This window comes from Tamilnaduibacter salinus (assembly GCF_003096655.1).
Lineage (GTDB): Bacteria > Pseudomonadota > Gammaproteobacteria > Pseudomonadales > Oleiphilaceae > Tamilnaduibacter > Tamilnaduibacter salinus.
In genome coordinates this window covers 412,254-431,984 of sequence record NZ_QEKQ01000002.1, presented here as the reverse complement: position 1 = coordinate 431,984, position 19,731 = coordinate 412,254, and the positions used below count along the sequence as shown (strand labels likewise).

The window sequence follows — 19,731 nt, the reverse complement described above, 5'->3', positions numbered from 1 at the left end:
CGATTATGATCACTGGCAGCCTGGTTGCTCTGGCGACCCCTATGCACCCGGACGGCGAAATCCACTGGGAACAGCTCGATGGGCTGGTGGATTTCCATCTGGAGAACGGCACTCACGGCATTGTTGCCGTTGGTACGACTGGCGAGTCTTCCACGCTTGACCCGGACGAGCACCTGCGTGTCATTGGTCACATCATCAAACGCGTGAACGGCCGGATTCCGGTGCTGGCAGGGACCGGCGGCAACTCGACGCGGGAAGCGATCGATCTGACCCGTGAAGCCCACACGCTGGGCGCGGACGCCTGCCTGCAGGTGGTTCCGTACTATAACAAGCCCAGTCAGGAGGGGCTCTATCGTCATTTCCGGACCATTGCCGAGGCCGTGCCGGTCGATCAGGTGCTGTACAACGTTCCGGGCCGGACCGCCTGCGACATGATGAACGACACGGTTGAGCGTCTGGCAGACATCCCGAACATCGTTGGTATCAAGGACGCGACCGGGAATATTCCCCGCGGCGCGGAGCTGATCCAGCGCCTTGAAGGGCGCATGGTGGTTTACTCCGGTGATGATGCCACAGCCACCGACCTGATGCTGGCTGGTGGCAAGGGCAACGTGTCGGTCACGGCCAACGTTGCCCCTCGTGGCATGGCAGACCTCTGTGCCGCCGCGGTAGCCGGTGAAAACGAGCGTGCCAATGAACTGAATGACCGGTTGATGCCGCTTCATCGCAAGCTGTTCCTGGAAGCGAACCCGATCCCGGTGAAGTGGGCTCTGCATCGGATGGGACTGATTGATGAAGGCATTCGCCTGCCTCTGACACCTCTGGACCCGAAGTTCCATGCTGAGGTCGAGGAAGCATTGGCCGAATCAGGCGTTCTGTGATGTTAGAGATGGAACGGGCCAGCAGCGGTGTCCCCGGGTGGGCACCGCTTCGCGTACTCGCACCTGTTGTGTTGTTGGCCACGTTGGCCGGTTGCACACTGACCCCCACGGACGACTACCAGGATGCGCCAGCCGGTGAGCCCCTGAAGGTTGGGCCAGGCATGTCTTCCGGGCGCATCCAGCCCGCCTTCCCCATACCGACCGCCACGGCCGGCGGGGCCCTGTCTGACGGTGAATTCGAGCTGCCTCGGCCGCCGGACATGACGTCAGAGATTCTTGAAGAGAACTACGTCGTTCAGGAGGTCAGCGGACAGACCTGGCTGCTGGTCAACGAAGTGCCGGGCCGTGTCTGGCCCGCCGTCTCCGCCTGGATGACGGAGCGCAATCTTGGGGTGAATGAGGAGAATCCGGCCGCTGGACTGCTGCAGTCCGACATCGTCAACTACAGTCGCAGCGCCCGGGATCTGGTGGGTCTGCCCGATGAGGAGCAGGCCAGCGGTGTGACGCTGCTCCAGGCCCGGATATCACCCGGTGTCCGGCGCAAGACCACCGAGATCCAGTTGCGCCTGCGCGAGCGGGCCACGGCGCCGGATAGCCTGCTGCCATGGCCGACGCAGTCGGACCGGAGGCCGCAGGAAAAGAACCTGTTGGCGGATCTCGGCGATTTCCTGGAGGCGCGTGAAGACACCAAGTCCTATTCCAGAGCGGCACTGAATATCGACAGCCGCCCTCAAGTGAAGCTGGTGGCTCGTGAAGGGGAAGCACCCTATATCCGACTGGACCTGGACGACGACCGGGCCTGGGTGGAGGTCAAGCGAGCGATTGAGGAAGCCGACATCCCTCTGGTCGACTTCGACCGGAGCGCCGGCACGTTCTATGTGGACTTCCGCTCGGAAGAAGCCCGTGAAGCCGCCTGGTGGAACTGGTTCGGTGATGCCCCCGAACCGGAGGCAACCTATCTGGTCGAGCTTGACCAGTCCGATGGTGCTGTCCATCTGACGACGCGTCAGGCGCCGGAGTATGAAGGGAACGACCGGTCCCAGGGGCTGCTGTCGGAACTGTTCGATTATCTATACTGAACACCGGAGCCGGCCCGCCGGGGCCGGCCCTGCCCGCCGGGAATCAGGGTCCCGGGCAAGGAGACGACGGATGGAAAAACGAGAGCCGCTCTACGCGGGGAAGGCCAAATCGGTCTACACCACGGACGATCCGGACCGGTTCGTCCTTCTGTTCCGCGATGACACCTCAGCGTTTGACGGTGAGAAGAAGGAACAGCTCGACCGCAAGGGCATGGTCAATAACCGCTTCAATGCCTTCATCATGGAAAAACTCTCTGAGGCGGGCGTCCCGACGCATTTTGAGAAGGTGCTGTCGCCGACCGAATCGCTGGTTCGCCGACTGGATATGCTGCCGGTCGAATGCGTTGTCCGGAACGTCTCGGCGGGAAGCCTCTGCCGCCGGCTTGGTGTCGCCGAGGGGCAGGACCTCAACCCGCCGACCTACGAACTGTTTCTGAAAGACGACGCGCATCACGACCCGATGATCAACGAGTCCCTTGCCGAAACCTTTGGCTGGGCCAGCGCGGCCGATCTGGCAACCATGAAAACGCTGACCTACAAGGTCAACGAGGTGCTTCGCAACCTGTTCGCCGAGGCCGGTATGCTGCTGGTGGACTACAAGCTGGAGTTTGGCCGTGCGAACGGCGAGATCGTGCTGGGTGATGAATTCAGTCCCGACGGGTGCCGGATCTGGGATCGGGAAACCCGCAGGAAAATGGACAAGGACCGTTTTCGGCAGGGTCTGGGCGATGTCATCGAGACGTACGAAGAAGTCGGGCGGCGGCTCGGCATTCCGTTCGACGCTTGATGAGGCCAGGATCGGAGCGTGAACGCGTTTCGTCCACGCCCGGGGCCTGACACCAACAAAAACGTGAAAGGTGACCGAACAATGATGCGTAAAACGGCAATGACAGTGGCGAGCGTACTGGCAATGACCACGCCTCTGGCCATGGCGGACACGGTGGGCGCCGGAGCCAGCGTCAGCTACTGGGACTCCAGTCTGTCGGGCACGGCGACGAACGGCACGGATACGGTCGACGTTGAGAACGACCTGAATCTGGATGGTGACAGTAACGTGAACCTGACAGCGTTGGTGGAGCATCCTGTGCCGGTTCTGCCGAATATTCGCCTGAACTACACACTGATTGAGCAGAGTGGTGATGGCCAGTTGGAAGCCAACACTGGTTTCGGCCTGATTACGCCCGGAACGACATCCGTGGATGTCCGGTCCGACCTGGACCTTGAGCAGCTGGATCTGACGCTCTATTACGAGCTGCTTGATAATTGGGTCAACCTCGATGGGGGGCTGACCATCCGTGATATTGATGGCGAGCTGATCGTCCAGGACCAGACACGGAATCTTGAGGATCGGACCGACATCAGCGGCGTGATTCCCATGGCGTACGCCTCCGCTCGATTCGATCTGCCGTTCACCGGCGCATCCATCGGCGCTGAGGGTAATGGTATCAGCTTCGACGGCGATTCCATCTTTGATGCCCGGGCCTATGGCCAGCTCGACATCGCGGTCCTGCGTCTGCAGGCCGGCTACCGCCGGATGGACGTCGACTACGAGGATGGTAACGACGCGCTGGATGTCACGCTGGATGGCCCCTACGTCAGCGCCGGCGTCGATTTCTGATCAGTAAGGAGCACGTGAGGTGAAAGTCCTGGTCACCGGCACCGCCGGATTCATTGGCTCACATGTCGCACAGCGACTGCTTGAGCGGGGGGATGAGGTCATTGGCGTGGACAACGTCAATGACTATTATGATCCGTCCCTGAAAGAGGCCCGACTGGCCCCTCTGCTGGCTCACGACGGGTTCACGGAGGTGCGGGCCGACATTGCCGACCGGGACATCATGGCGGAGACATTCCGCCACCATCGGCCTGAGCGGGTCGTTCATCTGGCGGCCCAGGCCGGTGTCCGCTACTCCATCGAGAATCCGAATGCCTATGTGGACGCCAATCTGGTGGGTCACATGAACATTCTTGAGGGGTGCCGGCATAACGACGTAGAGCACCTCGTCTACGCGTCCAGCAGTTCTGTCTATGGCGCCAATGAGGCCATGCCGTTCTCGGTCCATGACAACGTTGATCATCCGCTGAGTCTTTACGCGGCGTCGAAAAAGGCCAACGAGCTGATGGCGCATACCTACAGCCACCTTTATGGCCTGCCAACGACCGGTTTGCGGTTCTTCACCGTGTATGGTCCCTGGGGCCGTCCGGACATGGCGCTGTTCATTTTCACCCGTAAGATTCTCGCGGGTGAGCCCATCGATGTGTTCAATTACGGTCACCACAAGCGCGATTTCACGTACATTGACGACATCGTCGAGGGCGTGATCCGGACGCTGGATCACGTCGCTGAGCCGAACACGGACTGGCGTGGGGATCAGCCCGATCCGGGCACGAGCAAGGCCCCGTATCGCGTCTACAATATCGGTAGCAACAACCCGGTGGCGCTGTCGCGGTTTATTGAGATCATTGAAGAGCGGGTTGGTCGCAAGGCCGAGAAGAACCTGCTGCCCATGCAACCCGGCGACGTACCCGCCACCTATGCGGATGTCGACGACCTGATCCAGGACGTTGGCTACAAACCGGACACGCCGGTGGAAGAGGGCATTGCACGATTCGTGGACTGGTACCGCTCGTACTATCAGGTGTGAGTCGCCCGGCAGGCGATTGTACAAAGCCTGAGCAGGCCGGAAAATTTCTGGAAATCCCTGCTATCAGAGGTTGACCGGCCCGGCCGCGATCAGTATATTTCCACCCCGTTGCACAGCAGGACCGTAGCTCAGTTGGTTAGAGCGCTGCCTTGACATGGCAGAGGTCGGCGGTTCAAATCCGCCCGGTCCTACCAGATTCCTGAAAAGAGCGCCTTTCTTGTGAAAGGCGCTCTTTTTGTTTCTGCCCCAGCTACTGGTTCAGGGTGTTATAAACCAGCGCCGACACGTGGGTATCGTCGGAGTTCGGTACCTCAATGTACTCATCCCCGCTGCCCCAGAATTGCCACCAGGGCCGCTCGGTATAGGTGCGGCTGGCAAAATCCACCCGCAGGCCATTCAGTGTCGTGTCGTTGATGACCGGGACCGCGATGTTTCCCGACTCAGAGCCGAGGACACCGCTGTGGGAGACACCCTCGCTCATCAGGATCGGGTAGTGGTTCCAGTACAGGTCATCCGGGCCGTCCTGTGCGCTGACCTTACCGGCCAGGCTCAGTCGATCAGCGAATGAACCAGACTCCTAGAGGCAGGGTGGTTGGGGTATATTGGTTACCGGTATAGGCTTGCGTCTCGTCGAAAAACACATGCCCTTGTCATAACGGGCAAACGTGTAACGGAATGTCACCATGCCTGCTGCGGTTTTTGTGGATTCCGTCACATGAAGTGGGAACGTTGGAGTACGGCCGAATGAGTGAGGTGTCAGTGACGCTCTGCTGTGACGATCGGGTGGCGCGGATCACACTGGGCGTCGGAGAAGAGGGAGTTGGCTCGGACGCCGGGCTGGAATGTCTCGGTGACTGCCTTGCCGGCCTGCAGCGGCGAGAACCGGCGGTTCGTGCGCTGATCCTGACCGGATCAACGCCGGAGAGCTTTAGTCTGGAGACGTCAAACCGGGAAGCTGGTGAGTCGTCGGTGTCTGTGGCCGCCCGGATGCGGCAGGTCGCGACGGTGTTCAGCGCGCTTCGTCGTTTTCCGGGGGCGACGATTGCAGCGGTTCCCGGGCCGTTGCGGGGGCTGGCCCTTGAGATGGCGCTGAACTGTGACTTCCGTATCGCGACGCCCGCGCTGTCCGTGGCATTCGCGCCCGCGCGGGAGGGGCGGGTCCCAGAGGGGGGTGCGAGCCAGCTGTTGCCGCGACTGGCCGGGGAGTCCGTCGCCAAACGCCTGCTGATGCTTGGCGAGACACTGAACGGCACTCGGGCGCTCGAAACCGGTATCGTCGATGCGCTCGTCGAAGCAGAAGCGTTGTTGCCAACTGCCACGGAATGGGCATCGCGCTCACTGGAACTGGACCCGGTTGCCCTGACGGCGTCCAAACAGTTGATCGAGCATGCCCGCACGCGCCCGCTGGAGACGGGTTTTGCCACGGAACGGGACTGGATGAACGAACTGGCTGGTCCGTCGCGGGATTGACGCAAGGCCATCGGTCGAGGATGCTGGATTCTGGAGAGGGTAATGCCTCTCACTGGAAGTGACTGGACGCCATACCATGCGCTATCTCACCACGTTCAACCGCCGCCTTGAGGCGCTCCGCCAGAAACAGAGCCTGTCGATTTCGGACCTGGCCCGAATGATCGACGTGGACGACTCACGCGTCCGGAGCTGGGAACAGCCGGACAGCAAGCAGCGCTGCGTTCCCAATGTCGAGGAACTCATGGATCTGTGTTTCGCCACCGGCACGTCGCTGGATTCGCTTCTGGATCTGGAGGATGGGGATGACGCGGGGCAGATGGAACTGCCGGGTCTGACGTTCTCGGAAGGGAATGATCTGTCCAGGGTGCTGGAAACCCTGGAGCGGGAAGTCCGCCGCCTTCAGCCGAGCGAGGAAGAGGTCGAGTTGCTGCGCCGGTTCCGGAACGCGACTCCCGAGAGCCGGCGCATGATTCTTCAGTTACTGGGGGATGGTGCTCAGAGCACGAAGGAGTAGCCAGACGGGACACCAGTGCCCCTCGAGCGCAGACTCCCAGGAGTCTGCGCGGTAGAAATCGTGCCAGGCGAGATCGTCCCACTGCGAGGCCATTTTGACGGTCATTTGAGGCGCATAGTGGTTCTATGTAACGACAATGAGCGCTCAAAAGGGACCGCAGTGGGGCGGTCGCAGCGGTGCGACTTTCTACAGCGTAGACTCCTAGCTCTTGCCTTCCTTGTAGATGTTTTCGTAGACGTAATTGGTCGCCTCGACGAAACCATCAATGCTACCGCAGTCGAACCGGCGACCCTTGAACTGGTACGCCAGCACGCAGCCGTTCTTCGCCTGCTCCAGCAACGCATCCGTAATCTGGATTTCACCCCCTTTCCCAGGCTCCGTCCGCGACAGGATCTCGAAAATGTCGGGTGTCAGGATGTAGCGGCCAATGATGGCGAGATTTGTCGGCGCATCCTCCGGGTTGGGCTTCTCCACCATGTCGGTGATTCGATAGAGGCCGTCTTTCATGGGCTCCCCGGCAATGACCCCATACTTGTGGGTCTGGTCGGCCGGTACCTCCTCAATCGCCACGATGGAGCAACGGAACTGGTTGTACAGCGCGGTCATCTGGGCCAGTACACCGTCGTGGCCTTTTTCGGGAACGCAGAAATCGTCGGCCAGAATGACCGCGAAGGGCGAATCACCCATCAGGTTCTGGCCGGTCAGGATGGCGTGCCCAAGGCCCTTCATCTCATTCTGACGGGTGAAGGCGAAGGAATTGTTGTCAATCAGATCCCGTATGGAGGTCAGGAGGTCTTCCTTGCCGGAGCCGGCGATCTGGTGCTCCAGCTCAAAGCTGATGTCGAAGTGATCCTCCAGCGCCCGCTTGCCACGACCGGTGACGAACCCGAATTCATGAACACCGGCTTCGGACGCTTCCTCAACGCCATACTGCACCAACGGTTTGTTGACGATCGGCAGGATTTCCTTCGGCATGGCTTTGGTGGCCGGCAGGAAACGGGTGCCGTAGCCAGCGACTGGGAAAAGACACTTCCTGATCATATTCATTCCTTGTTGCTTGCTCAGGGGGTGAAATCATCGCGATTGTACCTGAATCCGTGTGTCCAGAGCAGCCGCAGAAAAGCCAACAGTGAGCGATGCTCCGGCGACTGCCTCCATTCGTTCTCGGTTTTCCTGGTGGCCTCTTTTTTGGGTTGTTTGCAGATCACCGTGAAAGTGCAAGGAAGGCGGCCAGTTCCAATGTTGACCGTTGGTGAACCCGTAGCCGATGTCTCCGACTTCCGAGTCGCCCGCGAGGGCGACCGATCTTACCGGTATGCGCCTACCGTGCGAACCATTCCCCGGGGATCGGGCAGTCCTGAGGGCTGCTGCGAAGTCGGAGACATCGGCAACAGATATTCACCTCCGGTTTTGTTGACAATCCGTGAAGGCTGGCGTAGTTTTCGCTCCAGATACCTCGAAATTGTCGACAAAAATGCTGGCAGCCTCTCAACAGACCCGTACCCGCGCCGATGACGCCTTTGACTGTCTGCAAACGGCGATCGTCAAAGGTGAGTTGGCCCCCGGTGAAAAGATCGGTGAAGTGGAGCTTTGTGAACGCTTCGAGCTGACGCGTGGGCCGCTCAGGGAGGCTTTGGGGCGACTGGAGTCCAGAGGTCTGCTGGTCCGGCGCCCTCATGCCGGTGTCAAGGTTGTCTCAATCAGTGGCGACGAGCTGCTGGAACTCTACCGCATCCGAGAAGTGATGGAAGGGCTGGCAGCTCGTCAGGCGGCCGACCGCATGACCGATGCTGAAATCACGGATCTTCTGTCTACCCTGGACAGCCATGAGCGCATGATTGAGGAAGCGCAGGGTCAGGCGTATTACCAGGCGGAAGGGGACTATGACTTCCATCACCGGATAACGACGGGCAGTCGGAATGCAAAGCTTGCCCAGATGCTGCTAGGCGATCTGTATTACCTCGTTCGGCTGTATCGCTATCGTCTCAGTACAGCGTCAGGGCGCCCGCATCGTGCGCTGTCCGAACATCGCCGGATTGTCGAGGCCATTGCCGATCGGGATGGCGAGCTGGCTGAGTTTCTCATGAAACGTCACATTAACGCCGCCCGCCTCAATATTGAGAAACGGATTGAGGAAGGCGCGCTAACGTTCTGAATTGCAGACGATCCTCGGAATCCGGTTTCGGGGAGTTATTGATTGGATAGAGGAAGGGGAACCGCCATGTCCACAACACGCTCACCGGGTGCCCGGTTCCGAGAGGCGCTCAAACAGAACCAGCCGTTGCAGGTTGTCGGAACGATCAATGCCTATTCGGCGATCATGGCCGAAAAGATCGGTCATCAAGCCATTTATCTCTCTGGTGGTGGTGTGGCCAATGCCTCCTACGGGCTGCCCGATCTGGGCATGACCACCATGAATGACGTCATCGAGGACGTACGCCGGATCACCGCGGCCTCGTCGCTGCCGCTGCTCGTGGATATCGACACGGGGTGGGGCGGTGCCTTCAATATTGGCCGGACCATTCAGGAAATGGAACGGGCGGGCGCGGCCGCCGTCCATATCGAAGACCAGGTGGCCCAGAAGCGTTGTGGTCATCGGCCCAACAAGGAAATCGTCTCGAAAGATGAGATGGTCGACCGCATCCGGGCCTGCGCGGACGCGCGGCAGGACGAGAACTTCTTTATCATGGCCCGGACCGATGCGTTTCAGCAGGAAGGGCTTGAGGCCGCCATTGATCGGGCGAAAGCCTGTGTCGAGGCGGGTGCCGATGGCATCTTCGCCGAAGCGGTGAAAGATCTGGACGACTACCGGGCGTTTGCCGACGCACTGGATGTGCCGATCCTGGCCAACATTACAGAGTTCGGCTCAACGCCGCTGTTCACCAAAGAAGAGCTTGCCCAGGCCGGTGCCGGTATTGTTCTGTACCCGCTGAGTGCCTTCCGTGCGATGAACAAGGCGGCGGAGCAGGTGTACAGCACCATTCTGGAAGAAGGCAGCCAGGCCTCGCAGGTGGACAACATGCAGACCCGGATGGAGCTGTACGACTATCTGGACTATCACGAGTTCGAGCAAAAACTCGATGATCTTTTCAAAAGTCGTTCCTAACAGACGGGCTTATAACGATTAACGAATAGAAGGAGAGCGCTCATGGCGGAACAGAAGAGCGGCGGCGCCGGCCTGCGCGGTCAGGTCGCCGGGACCACAGCACTGTGTACCGTCGGTCAGTCAGGCACCGGCCTGACCTACCGGGGCTACGACATCACCGATCTGGCGGAAAACGCCCAGTTTGAAGAGATCGCCTACCTGCTACTGCGCGGCAAACTGCCGAATCGACAGGAGCTCGACGAGTACAAGCGCAAGCTTCAGAGCCTGCGAACCCTGCCGGATCCGGTGAAGACCGTTCTGGAGCAGATTCCGCGCAACGCGCACCCGATGGACGTGATGCGCACAGGCTGTTCCATGCTGGGGAATCTGGAAACAGAGACCGATTTCAGCCAGCAGGATGACAAGATCGATCGCATGCTGGCCGTCTTCCCAAGCATCATCTGTTACTGGTACCGCTATGCCGAGGATGGCGTCCGGATCGATACCCAGAGTGACATCGACTCCATTGGCGGCCACTTTCTCGAGCTGCTCCACGGCAAGACCCCCAGTGAGCTTCACGAGCGGGTCATGAACGTGTCCCTGATTCTGTATGCCGAGCATGAGTTCAACGCATCGACGTTCACGGCTCGGGTCTGTGCGTCCACTCTGTCGGACATTCACAGCTGTGTGACGGGTGCGATTGGGTCTCTCCGCGGTCCGTTGCACGGCGGTGCGAATGAAGCAGCAATGGCGCTGATCGAGAAGTTTGCGGGTCCGGACGAAGCCGAGCAGGGGCTGCTGGGCATGCTGGAGCGCAAGGACAAGATCATGGGCTTCGGTCACGCCGTCTACCGCGACTCCGATCCGCGCAACGCGCTGATCAAGCAGTGGTCAAAGAAGCTGGCCGAGGAAGTGGGCGATACCGTGCTCTATCCGGTCTCCGAGCGCATGGAAGAGGTCATGTGGCGCGAGAAGAAGCTGTTCCCGAACGCGGACTTCTTCCACGCGTCGGCCTATCACTTCATGGGCATTCCGACCGAGCTGTTCACGCCGATCTTCGTCATGTCACGGACCGCCGGCTGGACCGCTCACGTGAAAGAGCAGCGTGAGAACAATCGCATCATCCGCCCGAGCGCCGACTACACCGGCCCGGAGCATTGCGACTGGCTGCCGATCGACAAGCGCTGATGACAGATCGCGAGGGGGCTGACTGCCCCCTCGATTCCCTTTCCGCCGTTGAACCGAATCTCCTCACTGAGTCCTGAACCATGAATACCGATTATCGAAAATCCCTTCCCGGAACGGATCTCGACTACTTTGACACCCGCGCGGCCGTGGAAGACATCCAACCGGGCGCCTACAAGACCCTGCCATTCACGTCCCGCGTGCTCGCCGAAAACCTGGTGCGTCGGTGTGATCCGGAATCGCTGACGGACGCGCTGAAGCAGATCGTTGAGCGTCGTCGTGATCAGGACTTCCCCTGGTACCCGGCGCGGGTTGTCTGCCACGACATTCTCGGGCAGACCGCGTTGGTCGATCTGGCGGGGCTCCGCGATGCCATTGCCGAAAAAGGCGGCGATCCGTCCAAGGTAAACCCGGTGGTGCCGACACAATTGATCGTTGACCACTCGCTGGCCGTCGAACACGCCGGCTACGAGGAGGGCGCGTTTGAGAAGAACCGGGCGATTGAAGAGCGCCGCAACGATGATCGTTTCCACTTCATCAACTGGACCAAAACCGCCTTCGAGAATGTGGATGTGATTCCGCCGGGGAACGGCATCATGCACCAGATCAACCTGGAGAAGATGTCGCCGGTGGTGCAGGCCCGAGCCGGTGTCGCGTTCCCGGACACGCTGGTGGGAACGGACAGTCATACCCCGATGGTCGACGCGCTGGGCGTGATCTCAGTGGGCGTGGGTGGTCTTGAGGCCGAAAGCGTCATGCTGGGCCGCGCCTCCTACATGCGTCTGCCGGACATCGTGGGCGTCGAGCTGGTCGGTAAGCCTCAGCCGGGAGTTACCGGGACCGACATCGTTCTGTCGATCACCGAATTCCTGCGGGAAGAGCGGGTCGTTGGTGCGTATCTGGAGTTCTTCGGTGAAGGCGCCCGAGCACTGACCGTGGGCGACCGGGCGACCATCTCCAACATGACGCCCGAGTATGGGGCGACGGCCGCGATGTTCTACATCGACGAACAGACCATTGATTACCTGACGCTGACGGGGCGTGATGACGATCAGGTGCGCCTGGTGGAGCAGTACGCGAAGGAAACCGGGCTCTGGGCGGACGACCTCGAGACCGCCGAGTACGAGCGGGTACTGACCTTCGACCTGTCAAAAGTGACGCGGACACTGGCCGGCCCGTCCCGTCCCCACGCCAAACTGCCCACCTCCGAGCTGGCCGAGCGCGGCATTGCCGGCAAGGTGGAGCAGGAAGAGGGCAAGATGCCGGATGGCGCGGTCATCATCGCGGCGATCACCAGCTGCACCAATACCAGTAACCCGCGCAACATGATCGCGGCGGGGCTGCTGGCGAGAAACGCCAATCGCAAGGGGCTGACCCGCAAGCCGTGGGTGAAGTCCTCGCTCGCACCGGGTTCCAAAACCGTCAAGATGTATCTTGAAGAGGCCGAGCTTCTGCCGGAGCTTGAAGACCTCGGTTTTGGTGTTGTGGCTTTCGCCTGCACCACGTGCAACGGCATGAGCGGTGCGCTCGACCCGGAGATCCAGAAAGAGGTGGTGGACCGGGATCTCTACTCCACGGCCGTCCTGTCCGGCAACCGGAACTTTGATGGCCGGATTCACCCCTATGCCAAGCAGGCGTTCCTGGCGTCACCGCCGCTGGTGGTGGCCTATGCGATTGCGGGCACCATCCGCTTCGATATCGAGAAGGACGTTCTGGGCACGGATCCGGATGGCAATCCTGTCACGCTGAAGGATCTGTGGCCGAGTGATGAGGAAATCGATGACATCGTGAACGAGAGCGTCAAGCCCGAGCAGTTCCGTGACGTGTATATCCCGATGTTCGACATGACCAACAAGGGTGAGGCGATGGCCGACCCACTCTATGAGTGGCGTCCGCAGAGTACCTATATTCGTCGTCCGCCATACTGGGAAGGGGCGCTGGCCCACAAGCCGACGCTGCAGGGCATGCGCCCGCTGGCGGTGTTGGGCGACAACATCACGACGGATCACCTGTCACCGTCGAATGCCATCCTGCCGACCAGCGCCGCTGGCGAGTACCTGGCGAAAATGGGGCTGCCGGAAGAAGACTTCAATTCCTACGCCACGCACCGGGGCGATCACCTGACGGCTCAGCGCGCCACCTTCGCCAACCCGAAGCTTCTGAACGAGATGGTTCGGGACGAGAACGGCGACATCAAACAGGGATCGCTGACGCGCCTGGAGCCGGAAGGCCAGGAAATCCGGATGTGGGAGGCGATCGAGACCTACATGGATCGCAAGCAGCCGCTCATTATTGTGGCCGGTGCTGACTACGGTCAGGGGTCCTCCCGTGACTGGGCGGCGAAAGGCGTCCGACTGGCGGGCGTGGAGGCGATTGTTGCAGAAGGCTTTGAACGCATCCACCGGACCAATCTGATTGGCATGGGTGTACTGCCGCTCCAGTTCGAAGAAGGCACAACCCGTAAGACCCTGGAGCTGGACGGCAGCGAAATCTATGACGTCGAGGGCGAACTGATCCCCGGGGGGCAACTCACCCTGAAGATCCGTCGTCGCAACGGCGAAGAGCTGGCGGTACCGGTCATCTGCCGACTGGACACGCAGGAAGAAAGCAGCATCTATGAAGCCGGCGGTGTGCTTCAGCGCTTCGCCAAGGACTTCATGGAAGCGGACGCGACGGCCTGAGTGGGAGAATAATGCGATGACGCACGTACCTCAGATCCGGATACCCGCCACTTACATGCGTGGCGGGACCAGCAAAGGGGTGTTTTTTGCCCTTAGTGACCTGCCGGAAGCGGCTCAACGCCCGGGTGATGCCAGGGACGCGCTGCTCCAGCGTGTGATCGGCAGCCCGGACCCCTACGGCAAGCAGACCGACGGAATGGGCGGGGCAACCTCGAGCACCAGCAAAACCGTGATCCTGGCCAAAAGTGATCGGCCGGAGCACGATGTGGATTACCTGTTTGGCCAGATCAGCATTGATAAGCCGTTCGTGGACTGGAGTGGCAACTGCGGCAATCTGTCCGCGGCGGTTGGTGCCTTTGCGATCAACAGCGGTCTGGTCGATGCGGATCAGTTGCCGGAGAACGGCACCGCGACCGTACGCATCTGGCAGGCGAACATCGGCAAGACCATCATTGCGCGGATTCCGATGACAGATGGTGCCGTTCAGGAAACCGGCGATTTCGAACTGGACGGCGTCACCTTCCCAGCGGCGGAAGTCCAGATTGAATTCGTCGATCCGGCAGGCGATGGTGCGATTTTCCCGACCGGGAATGTGGTCGATGAGCTTGAGGTGCCGGGCGTCGGGACGCTGCAGGCCACCATGATCAACGCCGGAATCCCCACGATCTTCGTTAATGCCGCAGCCGTTGGCTACACCGGTACCGAGCTGCAGGATGACATCAACAACGACGAGCAGGCGCTGTCGATGTTCGAGACCATCCGCGCTCATGGGGCGGTCCGGATGGGGCTGATCGAGGATGTTTCGGAGGCGGCGGGCCGCCAGCACACGCCCAAGGTGGCGTTTGTCGCGCCGCCGGCGGACTATGAAGCGTCCAGTGGAAAGATGGTGAAAGCAACGGATGTGGACGTACTGGTCCGAGCGCTGTCCATGGGAAAACTCCACCATGCGATGATGGGCACGGCTGCCGTCGCCATCAGCGCCGCCGCGGCCATTCCCGGAACCGTCGTGAATGAGGCCGCCGGTGGCGGGGACCGGACCGACGTGCGATTCGGCCATCCGTCCGGCATCTTGCGCGTCGGCGCGAAAGCGTCCCAATCGGAAGGCGAATGGGTGGTGGACAAGGCCATCATGAGCCGAAGTGCCCGCATTCTGATGGAGGGCTGGGTTCGTATTCCCGGGGATGCCTTCTGATCAGAGTGTGGCTGGACTCTAAAGGGGCTGCGGGGTGTTTCGCGGCCCTTTTTTGTTTCCGCTGTCGCTATGCGTCAGCGGGAGTGGCTGATACGTTTGAGAGACAATCCCTCAGGAGGTAAGGCTGATGAGTCAGAATGTCGATACCAACGAACGGCCGGATTATGACCAGGTGATTCAGGACATTGCCGACTACGTTCTGGATTATCACATCGACAGTGATGAAGCATTCGACACCGCGCGAAACTGCCTGATCGACACGCTGGGCTGTGGTCTGCTGGCGCTGCGCTTCCCGGAGTGCACCAAGCACCTGGGCCCGATTGTTGAAGGCACCACCGTGCCTCACGGTGCGCGAGTTCCCGGCACACCCTATCGTCTCGATCCGGTGAAGGCCGCCTGGGACATTGGCTGCATTATCCGCTGGCTGGATTACAACGATACCTGGCTGGCCGCCGAGTGGGGGCACCCTTCCGATAACCTGGGTGGCATCCTGGCGGTGGCGGATCACCTGTCCCAGAAGCGTGTGGCGCAGGGTAAAGAGCCGCTGACCATGCGGGATGTGCTGGAAGGCATGATCATGGCGCACGAGATCCAGGGCGTACTGGCGCTGGAGAACTCCTTTAACCGCGTTGGTCTGGACCATGTTGTACTGGTCAAGGTCGCCTCCACCGCCGTCACGGCGAAGCTGATGGGGGCGGATCGTGAACAGCTGCTCTCCGCGCTGTCCCACGCCTGGGTGGACGGTCAGTCGCTGCGGACCTACCGCCATGCGCCGAACGCGGGCTCCCGGAAGTCCTGGGCGGCGGGTGATGCCACTTCCCGCGCCGTTCGCCTGTCCGACATTGCCATCCGTGGTGAAATGGGCATTCCGGGTGTGCTGAGCGCGCCGCAGTGGGGCTTTTACGATGTCCTGTTCAGCAAGACCAATAAGGACCAGGCCCTGAAGCCGGAAGACAAGCGCCAGTTCTCACTGCCGCAGTCGTACGGCTCTTACGTAATGGAAAACGTTCTGTTCAAGATCTCTTTCCCCGCGGAATTCCATGCGCAGACCGCTGCTGAGGCGGCCGTGAAGCTGCATGGGGAGGTCAAGGACCGTCTGGACGAGATCGATAAAATCGTCATCACGACTCACGAGTCGGCGATCCGGATCATCTCCAAGGTTGGCAAGCTCGCCAACGCGGCCGACCGGGATCACTGCCTGCAGTATATGGCAGCCGTTCCGTTGATCTTCGGCGGCTTGCAGGCGGAGCACTACGAGGACAGCTTCCACGAAGCCAACCCGATCATTGACGAGATCCGGGACAAGATGGAGATCGTCGAAGACGAGCGCTATACCCGTGAGTACCTGGAGCAGGACAAGCGTTCCATTGCCAATGCCATCCAGGTGTTCTTTAAGGACGGCAGCAAGACGGAGAATGTGGCGGTCGAATACCCGATCGGTCACCGGCGTCGGCGCGAAGAGGGCATTCCGCTGCTGGAGCAGAAGTTCCGCAACAACCTCGCGACCCGATTCCCGGGGCAGCAGTGTGATCGTATCTTCGACCTGTGCAAGGATCAGAAGACCCTTGACAACACGCCGGTCCACGAGTTTGTGGACCTGTTTGTGATCTGAGAAAGGCCATGGAAACCACCAGCCAAGGGTTGGTGGTTCTTCCAGGCACAAAAAAGGCGGGCCGAATCGGCCCGCCTTTTTTGTTAAGCGGCTGTCAGTCAACCGTTCATCACGCCTTGCGGCGACGTGCCACACCCATTCCGGCGAGACCAAGGCCAAGCAGGGCAATGGTGCCTGGCTCCGGAACTGGCAGTACGTCGTCAATGCCAACTACCATGTCGTTGAAATCGCCATCGTTTTGGCAGTCTGTGTCACACAGATCCTCAAATGCGACAACAACATTGGCGCCGCCAACCTCATCCTGAACGCCATCACCCAGTGTGTCGAAAATGAGTGAGTGGTCGTATCCGTCGGTGTTGAGTTCGGAGTGGCTATACCAAGTGAAACCGCCATCGTTAACGGTGTTCTTGAGATAGACGCCGAACTGCGCACCGATATCCTCTGTCACGCCATTGGCGGTCGCAGTGCCGTTCACGAGATCAAAATCAACCGTTGTTGTCTCGCTGGGCAGGCTGTCGTCGTCGCTTCCGTCGAACAGTTTCAGCATGTCACCCAGAACCGCATTGCCACCGCCATCCAGAGTATAACCGTAAATGCCGAACTCATTGTTCGGGGCATACCCCGCGAGCTCAAACAACAGGGCAGCTGTTGCGGCATCTGTATTGCCGTCCGTGTCGGTCAGAGTCAGCGTTTCCGCACCGGTGTCAGTGACGCCGTCCAGTGACGCATCGTCATACGGCGATCCGTCAAGGACTGTTCCCAGATCTGGGACCGCGTACGCCCCGGCCGAGAACGCGAACAGCGATGAGGCAAGGATTGCTTTTTTAAAAGTCATTTCGTATCTCCCTGATATTATGCTTCGGGGCTTGCAACCGGGCTGTCTCAGGCCCTCCTGAGACCCCTGGCTTTCCGTCCCGGCCTCGCAGCCGGTTTGGCCCTTTCCCTGAAAACTTCAACACAGCGTCAACGGGGTTCGTTGAACGTGCTTTTTTTCTATTAGCAGTTTCCGTGCCGGGTTTTATGCCCCTGATTTTTGGTTGTTTCTGGTGGGGGCTCACTAGCAATGTAAAGTAAATCGACGCTGAATGGCGAAAATTGCGCCACAGTTCCTGTGGAAGGTGTAAAGCAGGCTGTCACTCGAAGAGAAAGAGGGCCGGACGTTGACAAAGTAATTGATAAACCAAGCTGACGTAGTACACTTTTCGCCCGCGAATCATGATTCGGCGCATTGGACGCATTCGTTTGGCTGTAAAGACGCGGTTGGTCTGAGCAACAGAAAGGAGTCGGGGTGGCCCACGTCCGTATTTTCCGTCACTACATTCACCTTCCGTTCTTCATCCTTGGGATTCTGGACCTGGGAATCCTGTTTGGCGTGTTCTGTCTGAGCGCCTTCTTTCGCTATTTTGGCGACTTTCCTTTTTTCGCTGAGCACTTCCAGTACGTCTGGCCATCTGCGCTGGTGTTCGGCACATTCAACATCATTGTGATGATTGCGCTGGGTGTCCACCAGGCGCGGATTGAAGAAGGTCTCTCGGGCATGATGCTGCGGACGATCATGGCCCTGATTCTCAGTCTGCCGCTGTCATTCAGTGCCTTCCTGTTGTTTGAGGACTGGCTGTGGTACCTCGGCGGTGAGGGCGTGGTGACAACCGCGTCGGTGTTCGGGTTCTTCATGCTCGGTATTGTTCGCAGCGTTTTCTTCCGCCTCGCCGGTGACGATGCATTCAAACGGAAGGTGTTGGTTCTCGGGGCCGGTTGGCGGGCGCGCCAGCTTCTTGAAGATCTGACGACCCCGTTCAATCGCAAGGGATTCCATCTCGTCGGGTTTGTCCCCATGCCGGATGAGGCGGTCGAAGTATCGGGAGAAAAGCTGATTCATCTCCACCATACCCTGCATCGGTATATTCTCAGGCATCCGGTACGGGAAATCGTGGTTGGTGTCGACGACCGGCGGCGGGGGTTGCCAATGGAAGACCTCCTCGAGTGCAAAATGGAGGGCGTCAAAATCGTCGACGCAGCCACTTTCTATGAGCGCGAGTCCCGGAAAGTCGCTCTCGAGATGATTTCCAAGGGGTGGCTGGTCTTTTCTCCGGGGTTCTCGGTGTCGTCGGTTCAGGGGGGCAGCAAGCGGGGGCTGGATCTGCTGGCATCATTCATGCTGTTGGTGCTGACATCGCCCGTGATGCTGCTGACAGCGCTTGCGATCAAGCTGGAGGACGGCTGGCGGGCACCCGTGTTCTACAGCCAGGAGCGGGTCGGGCTCAACGGCCGCGTTTTCAGGGTCCACAAGTTCCGCTCGATGCGAACTGACGCCGAAAAGGACGGTGCGGTCTGGGCTCAGCAGAACGATACCCGAATTACCCGGGTCGGCGACGTGATCCGTCGCCTTCGTATTGACGAGTTGCCGCAGATCTTTAATGTGTTGACTGGCGACATGGCGTTTGTCGGGCCCCGGCCGGAGCGACCCATGTTTGTGGATCAACTGGTGGAGTCCATTCCGCTGTACAACGAGCGTCACCGGGTCAAGCCGGGTATCACCGGCTGGGCTCAGCTTTGTTTTGCCTATGCCGACAACGAGGAAGATACCCGTGAAAAGCTACGATATGACCTTTACTACATCAAGAATCACAGCCTCCTGCTTGATCTGTTGATTATAATTCAGACAGTCGAAGTGATACTATTCAGAAAAGGATCCCGTTGAGGAAGCACCATGTCACGGACGTTACTTGCCCCAGTTACCCTAGCTTTTGCCGCCCTGTTAACCCTGATGCTGTCAGGCTGCGCATCTCAGCCAGCATCGTCTCCGGAAAAGATTCGTAAGGCGCTGAATGCGCAGGCGGGCCAGCCTGACGACTACATCCTCGGTCCGACCGATGTGGTTCAGGTGTCGGTCTGGCGCAACCCGGATCTGAGCGTATCGGTGCCCGTCCGGCCGGACGGCAGGATTTCCGTGCCACTGGTCGGGGATGTTCAGGCCAGTGGCGAGCGTCCGGAGGCCCTGGCGGCCAGCATTGAGGATGATCTGGAACAGTACATCCGGGAGCCCCAGGTGAGTGTGGTCGTCACGGGGATGGGCAGTCATGAATTCACCGATCGCGTCCGTGTGACCGGTGCCGTTCAGCAACCGACGTCCGTCGCCCATCGCGAGGGAATGACGGTGCTCGACATGGTATTGAGCAGCGGTGGAGCGACATCATTTGCCGCCCTGAACGATGCCATGCTGTACCGTCCATTGGACGGTGAGGTCGTGGCCATTCCCGTCAAACTGGACGATATCCTGAACAAAGGGGACATCGAGACCAATTATGCGCTTCAGCCCGGTGACATCCTCACCGTGCCGGAACGGAGTTTCTGATGGGATACCCCGAATGATGGGTCTGGCGCAGT

At 59.9% G+C, this 19,731-nt stretch carries 18 protein-coding genes, 1 tRNA gene and 1 riboswitch; of the genes, 16 read left to right on the top strand and 3 right to left on the bottom strand.

The features are described 5' to 3' along the window. Positions 1 to 5 precede the first annotated feature (5 nt). From dapA to C8D92_RS04505, 6 genes are all read left to right on the top strand, one after another. Complete coding sequence (gene dapA / locus C8D92_RS04530) at positions 6 to 881, top strand: 4-hydroxy-tetrahydrodipicolinate synthase (protein WP_095612119.1); 876 nt, start codon at positions 6 to 8, stop codon at positions 879 to 881. Next, positions 881 to 1,960 carry an outer membrane protein assembly factor BamC gene (bamC, locus tag C8D92_RS04525; RefSeq protein WP_243402356.1) on the top strand — a complete coding sequence of 360 codons (1,080 nt, stop codon included), beginning with the start codon at positions 881 to 883 and terminating at the stop codon, positions 1,958 to 1,960. Before dapA ends, bamC begins: the two co-directional genes overlap by 1 nt. A gap of 70 nt (positions 1,961 to 2,030) precedes the next feature. Beyond that, complete coding sequence (purC, locus tag C8D92_RS04520) at positions 2,031 to 2,747, top strand: phosphoribosylaminoimidazolesuccinocarboxamide synthase (RefSeq protein WP_095612118.1); 717 nt, start codon at positions 2,031 to 2,033, stop codon at positions 2,745 to 2,747. An 81-nt stretch (positions 2,748 to 2,828) separates the two neighbouring features. Then, the gene (locus C8D92_RS04515) at positions 2,829 to 3,578 is read left to right on the top strand and encodes a TIGR04219 family outer membrane beta-barrel protein (RefSeq protein ID WP_341477024.1); all 750 of its coding nucleotides are present in this window, start codon (positions 2,829 to 2,831) and stop codon (positions 3,576 to 3,578) included. A 19-nt stretch (positions 3,579 to 3,597) separates the two neighbouring features. Continuing rightward, entirely contained in the window at positions 3,598 to 4,605 is a 1,008-nt protein-coding gene (locus C8D92_RS04510) for an NAD-dependent epimerase (protein WP_095612117.1), read from the top strand. A 117-nt stretch (positions 4,606 to 4,722) separates the two neighbouring features. Continuing rightward, positions 4,723 to 4,799 (top strand) — tRNA-Val (locus C8D92_RS04505). Between the two features lie 56 nt (positions 4,800 to 4,855). Here the strand turns inward: C8D92_RS04505 and C8D92_RS04500 are convergent. Continuing rightward, the gene (locus tag C8D92_RS04500; RefSeq protein ID WP_228151289.1) at positions 4,856 to 5,086 is read right to left on the bottom strand and encodes a hypothetical protein; all 231 of its coding nucleotides are present in this window, start codon (positions 5,084 to 5,086) and stop codon (positions 4,856 to 4,858) included. A gap of 263 nt (positions 5,087 to 5,349) precedes the next feature. Between C8D92_RS04500 and C8D92_RS04495 the strand changes: the two genes are divergently transcribed. After that, entirely contained in the window at positions 5,350 to 6,075 is a 726-nt protein-coding gene (locus C8D92_RS04495; RefSeq protein ID WP_165819232.1) for an enoyl-CoA hydratase/isomerase family protein, read from the top strand. 76 nt (positions 6,076 to 6,151) lie between these two features. Then, positions 6,152 to 6,589 (top strand): helix-turn-helix transcriptional regulator, encoded by a 438-nt coding sequence (locus tag C8D92_RS04490; RefSeq protein ID WP_095612115.1) that lies wholly within the window; start codon positions 6,152 to 6,154, stop codon positions 6,587 to 6,589. A 201-nt stretch (positions 6,590 to 6,790) separates the two neighbouring features. Here the strand turns inward: C8D92_RS04490 and galU are convergent, their stop codons facing one another. Beyond that, a complete protein-coding gene (gene galU, locus C8D92_RS04485; protein ID WP_116918542.1) occupies positions 6,791 to 7,630 on the bottom strand; it encodes a UTP--glucose-1-phosphate uridylyltransferase GalU in 840 nt (279 codons plus the stop codon). Between the two features lie 433 nt (positions 7,631 to 8,063). Here galU and C8D92_RS04480 point away from each other — a divergent pair, with 433 nt between their 5' ends. From C8D92_RS04480 to prpD, 6 genes are all read left to right on the top strand, one after another. Beyond that, positions 8,064 to 8,744 carry a GntR family transcriptional regulator gene (locus C8D92_RS04480; RefSeq protein WP_116918541.1) on the top strand — a complete coding sequence of 227 codons (681 nt, stop codon included), beginning with the start codon at positions 8,064 to 8,066 and terminating at the stop codon, positions 8,742 to 8,744. 66 nt (positions 8,745 to 8,810) lie between these two features. Beyond that, positions 8,811 to 9,695 (top strand): methylisocitrate lyase, encoded by an 885-nt coding sequence (gene prpB / locus C8D92_RS04475; protein ID WP_116918540.1) that lies wholly within the window; start codon positions 8,811 to 8,813, stop codon positions 9,693 to 9,695. Positions 9,696 to 9,737: 42 nt separating this feature from the next. Beyond that, positions 9,738 to 10,862 (top strand): bifunctional 2-methylcitrate synthase/citrate synthase, encoded by a 1,125-nt coding sequence (gene prpC / locus C8D92_RS04470; protein WP_116918539.1) that lies wholly within the window; start codon positions 9,738 to 9,740, stop codon positions 10,860 to 10,862. A gap of 80 nt (positions 10,863 to 10,942) precedes the next feature. Continuing rightward, complete coding sequence (gene acnD / locus C8D92_RS04465) at positions 10,943 to 13,540, top strand: Fe/S-dependent 2-methylisocitrate dehydratase AcnD (RefSeq protein ID WP_116918538.1); 2,598 nt, start codon at positions 10,943 to 10,945, stop codon at positions 13,538 to 13,540. Positions 13,541 to 13,556: 16 nt separating this feature from the next. Further along, on the top strand, positions 13,557 to 14,732 hold the full coding sequence (gene prpF, locus C8D92_RS04460) for a 2-methylaconitate cis-trans isomerase PrpF (protein ID WP_116918537.1): 1,176 nt from the start codon (positions 13,557 to 13,559) through the stop codon (positions 14,730 to 14,732). Positions 14,733 to 14,859: 127 nt separating this feature from the next. Then, a complete protein-coding gene (gene prpD, locus C8D92_RS04455; RefSeq protein ID WP_116918536.1) occupies positions 14,860 to 16,344 on the top strand; it encodes a 2-methylcitrate dehydratase in 1,485 nt (494 codons plus the stop codon). Between the two features lie 109 nt (positions 16,345 to 16,453). Here the strand turns inward: prpD and C8D92_RS04450 are convergent, their stop codons facing one another. Beyond that, positions 16,454 to 17,179, bottom strand: a complete 726-nt coding sequence (locus tag C8D92_RS04450) for a PEP-CTERM sorting domain-containing protein (RefSeq protein ID WP_116918535.1) — start codon at positions 17,177 to 17,179, stop codon at positions 16,454 to 16,456. Positions 17,180 to 17,208: 29 nt separating this feature from the next. After that, a riboswitch (cyclic di-GMP riboswitch) is annotated at positions 17,209 to 17,290 on the bottom strand. 342 nt (positions 17,291 to 17,632) lie between these two features. Here C8D92_RS04450 and C8D92_RS04445 point away from each other — a divergent pair. Next, the gene (locus C8D92_RS04445; protein ID WP_116918534.1) at positions 17,633 to 19,045 is read left to right on the top strand and encodes a TIGR03013 family XrtA/PEP-CTERM system glycosyltransferase; all 1,413 of its coding nucleotides are present in this window, start codon (positions 17,633 to 17,635) and stop codon (positions 19,043 to 19,045) included. Between the two features lie 9 nt (positions 19,046 to 19,054). After that, complete coding sequence (locus C8D92_RS04440; RefSeq protein ID WP_095609916.1) at positions 19,055 to 19,699, top strand: XrtA/PEP-CTERM system exopolysaccharide export protein; 645 nt, start codon at positions 19,055 to 19,057, stop codon at positions 19,697 to 19,699. Positions 19,700 to 19,731: the final 32 nt, after the last annotated feature.

What these genes read in the sequence shown, in the direction of transcription:
- C8D92_RS04515 (WP_341477024.1), top strand. Translation starts at nt 2,829, where the DNA reads ATGATGCGTAAAACGGCAATGACAGTGGCGAGCGTACTGGCAATGACC.
- prpB (WP_116918540.1), top strand. Translation starts at nt 8,811, where the DNA reads ATGTCCACAACACGCTCACCGGGTGCCCGGTTCCGAGAGGCGCTCAAA.
- C8D92_RS04480 (WP_116918541.1), top strand. Translation starts at nt 8,064, where the DNA reads ATGCTGGCAGCCTCTCAACAGACCCGTACCCGCGCCGATGACGCCTTT.
- prpD (WP_116918536.1), top strand. Translation starts at nt 14,860, where the DNA reads ATGAGTCAGAATGTCGATACCAACGAACGGCCGGATTATGACCAGGTG.
- prpF (WP_116918537.1), top strand. Translation starts at nt 13,557, where the DNA reads ATGACGCACGTACCTCAGATCCGGATACCCGCCACTTACATGCGTGGC.
- C8D92_RS04450 (WP_116918535.1), bottom strand. Translation starts at nt 17,179, where the DNA reads ATGACTTTTAAAAAAGCAATCCTTGCCTCATCGCTGTTCGCGTTCTCG.
- bamC (WP_243402356.1), top strand. Translation starts at nt 881, where the DNA reads ATGTTAGAGATGGAACGGGCCAGCAGCGGTGTCCCCGGGTGGGCACCG.
- acnD (WP_116918538.1), top strand. Translation starts at nt 10,943, where the DNA reads ATGAATACCGATTATCGAAAATCCCTTCCCGGAACGGATCTCGACTAC.
- galU (WP_116918542.1), bottom strand. Translation starts at nt 7,630, where the DNA reads ATGATCAGGAAGTGTCTTTTCCCAGTCGCTGGCTACGGCACCCGTTTC.
- purC (WP_095612118.1), top strand. Translation starts at nt 2,031, where the DNA reads ATGGAAAAACGAGAGCCGCTCTACGCGGGGAAGGCCAAATCGGTCTAC.
- C8D92_RS04440 (WP_095609916.1), top strand. Translation starts at nt 19,055, where the DNA reads ATGTCACGGACGTTACTTGCCCCAGTTACCCTAGCTTTTGCCGCCCTG.
- prpC (WP_116918539.1), top strand. Translation starts at nt 9,738, where the DNA reads ATGGCGGAACAGAAGAGCGGCGGCGCCGGCCTGCGCGGTCAGGTCGCC.
- C8D92_RS04500 (WP_228151289.1), bottom strand. Translation starts at nt 5,086, where the DNA reads ATGAGCGAGGGTGTCTCCCACAGCGGTGTCCTCGGCTCTGAGTCGGGA.
- C8D92_RS04490 (WP_095612115.1), top strand. Translation starts at nt 6,152, where the DNA reads ATGCGCTATCTCACCACGTTCAACCGCCGCCTTGAGGCGCTCCGCCAG.
- C8D92_RS04495 (WP_165819232.1), top strand. Translation starts at nt 5,350, where the DNA reads ATGAGTGAGGTGTCAGTGACGCTCTGCTGTGACGATCGGGTGGCGCGG.
- dapA (WP_095612119.1), top strand. Translation starts at nt 6, where the DNA reads ATGATCACTGGCAGCCTGGTTGCTCTGGCGACCCCTATGCACCCGGAC.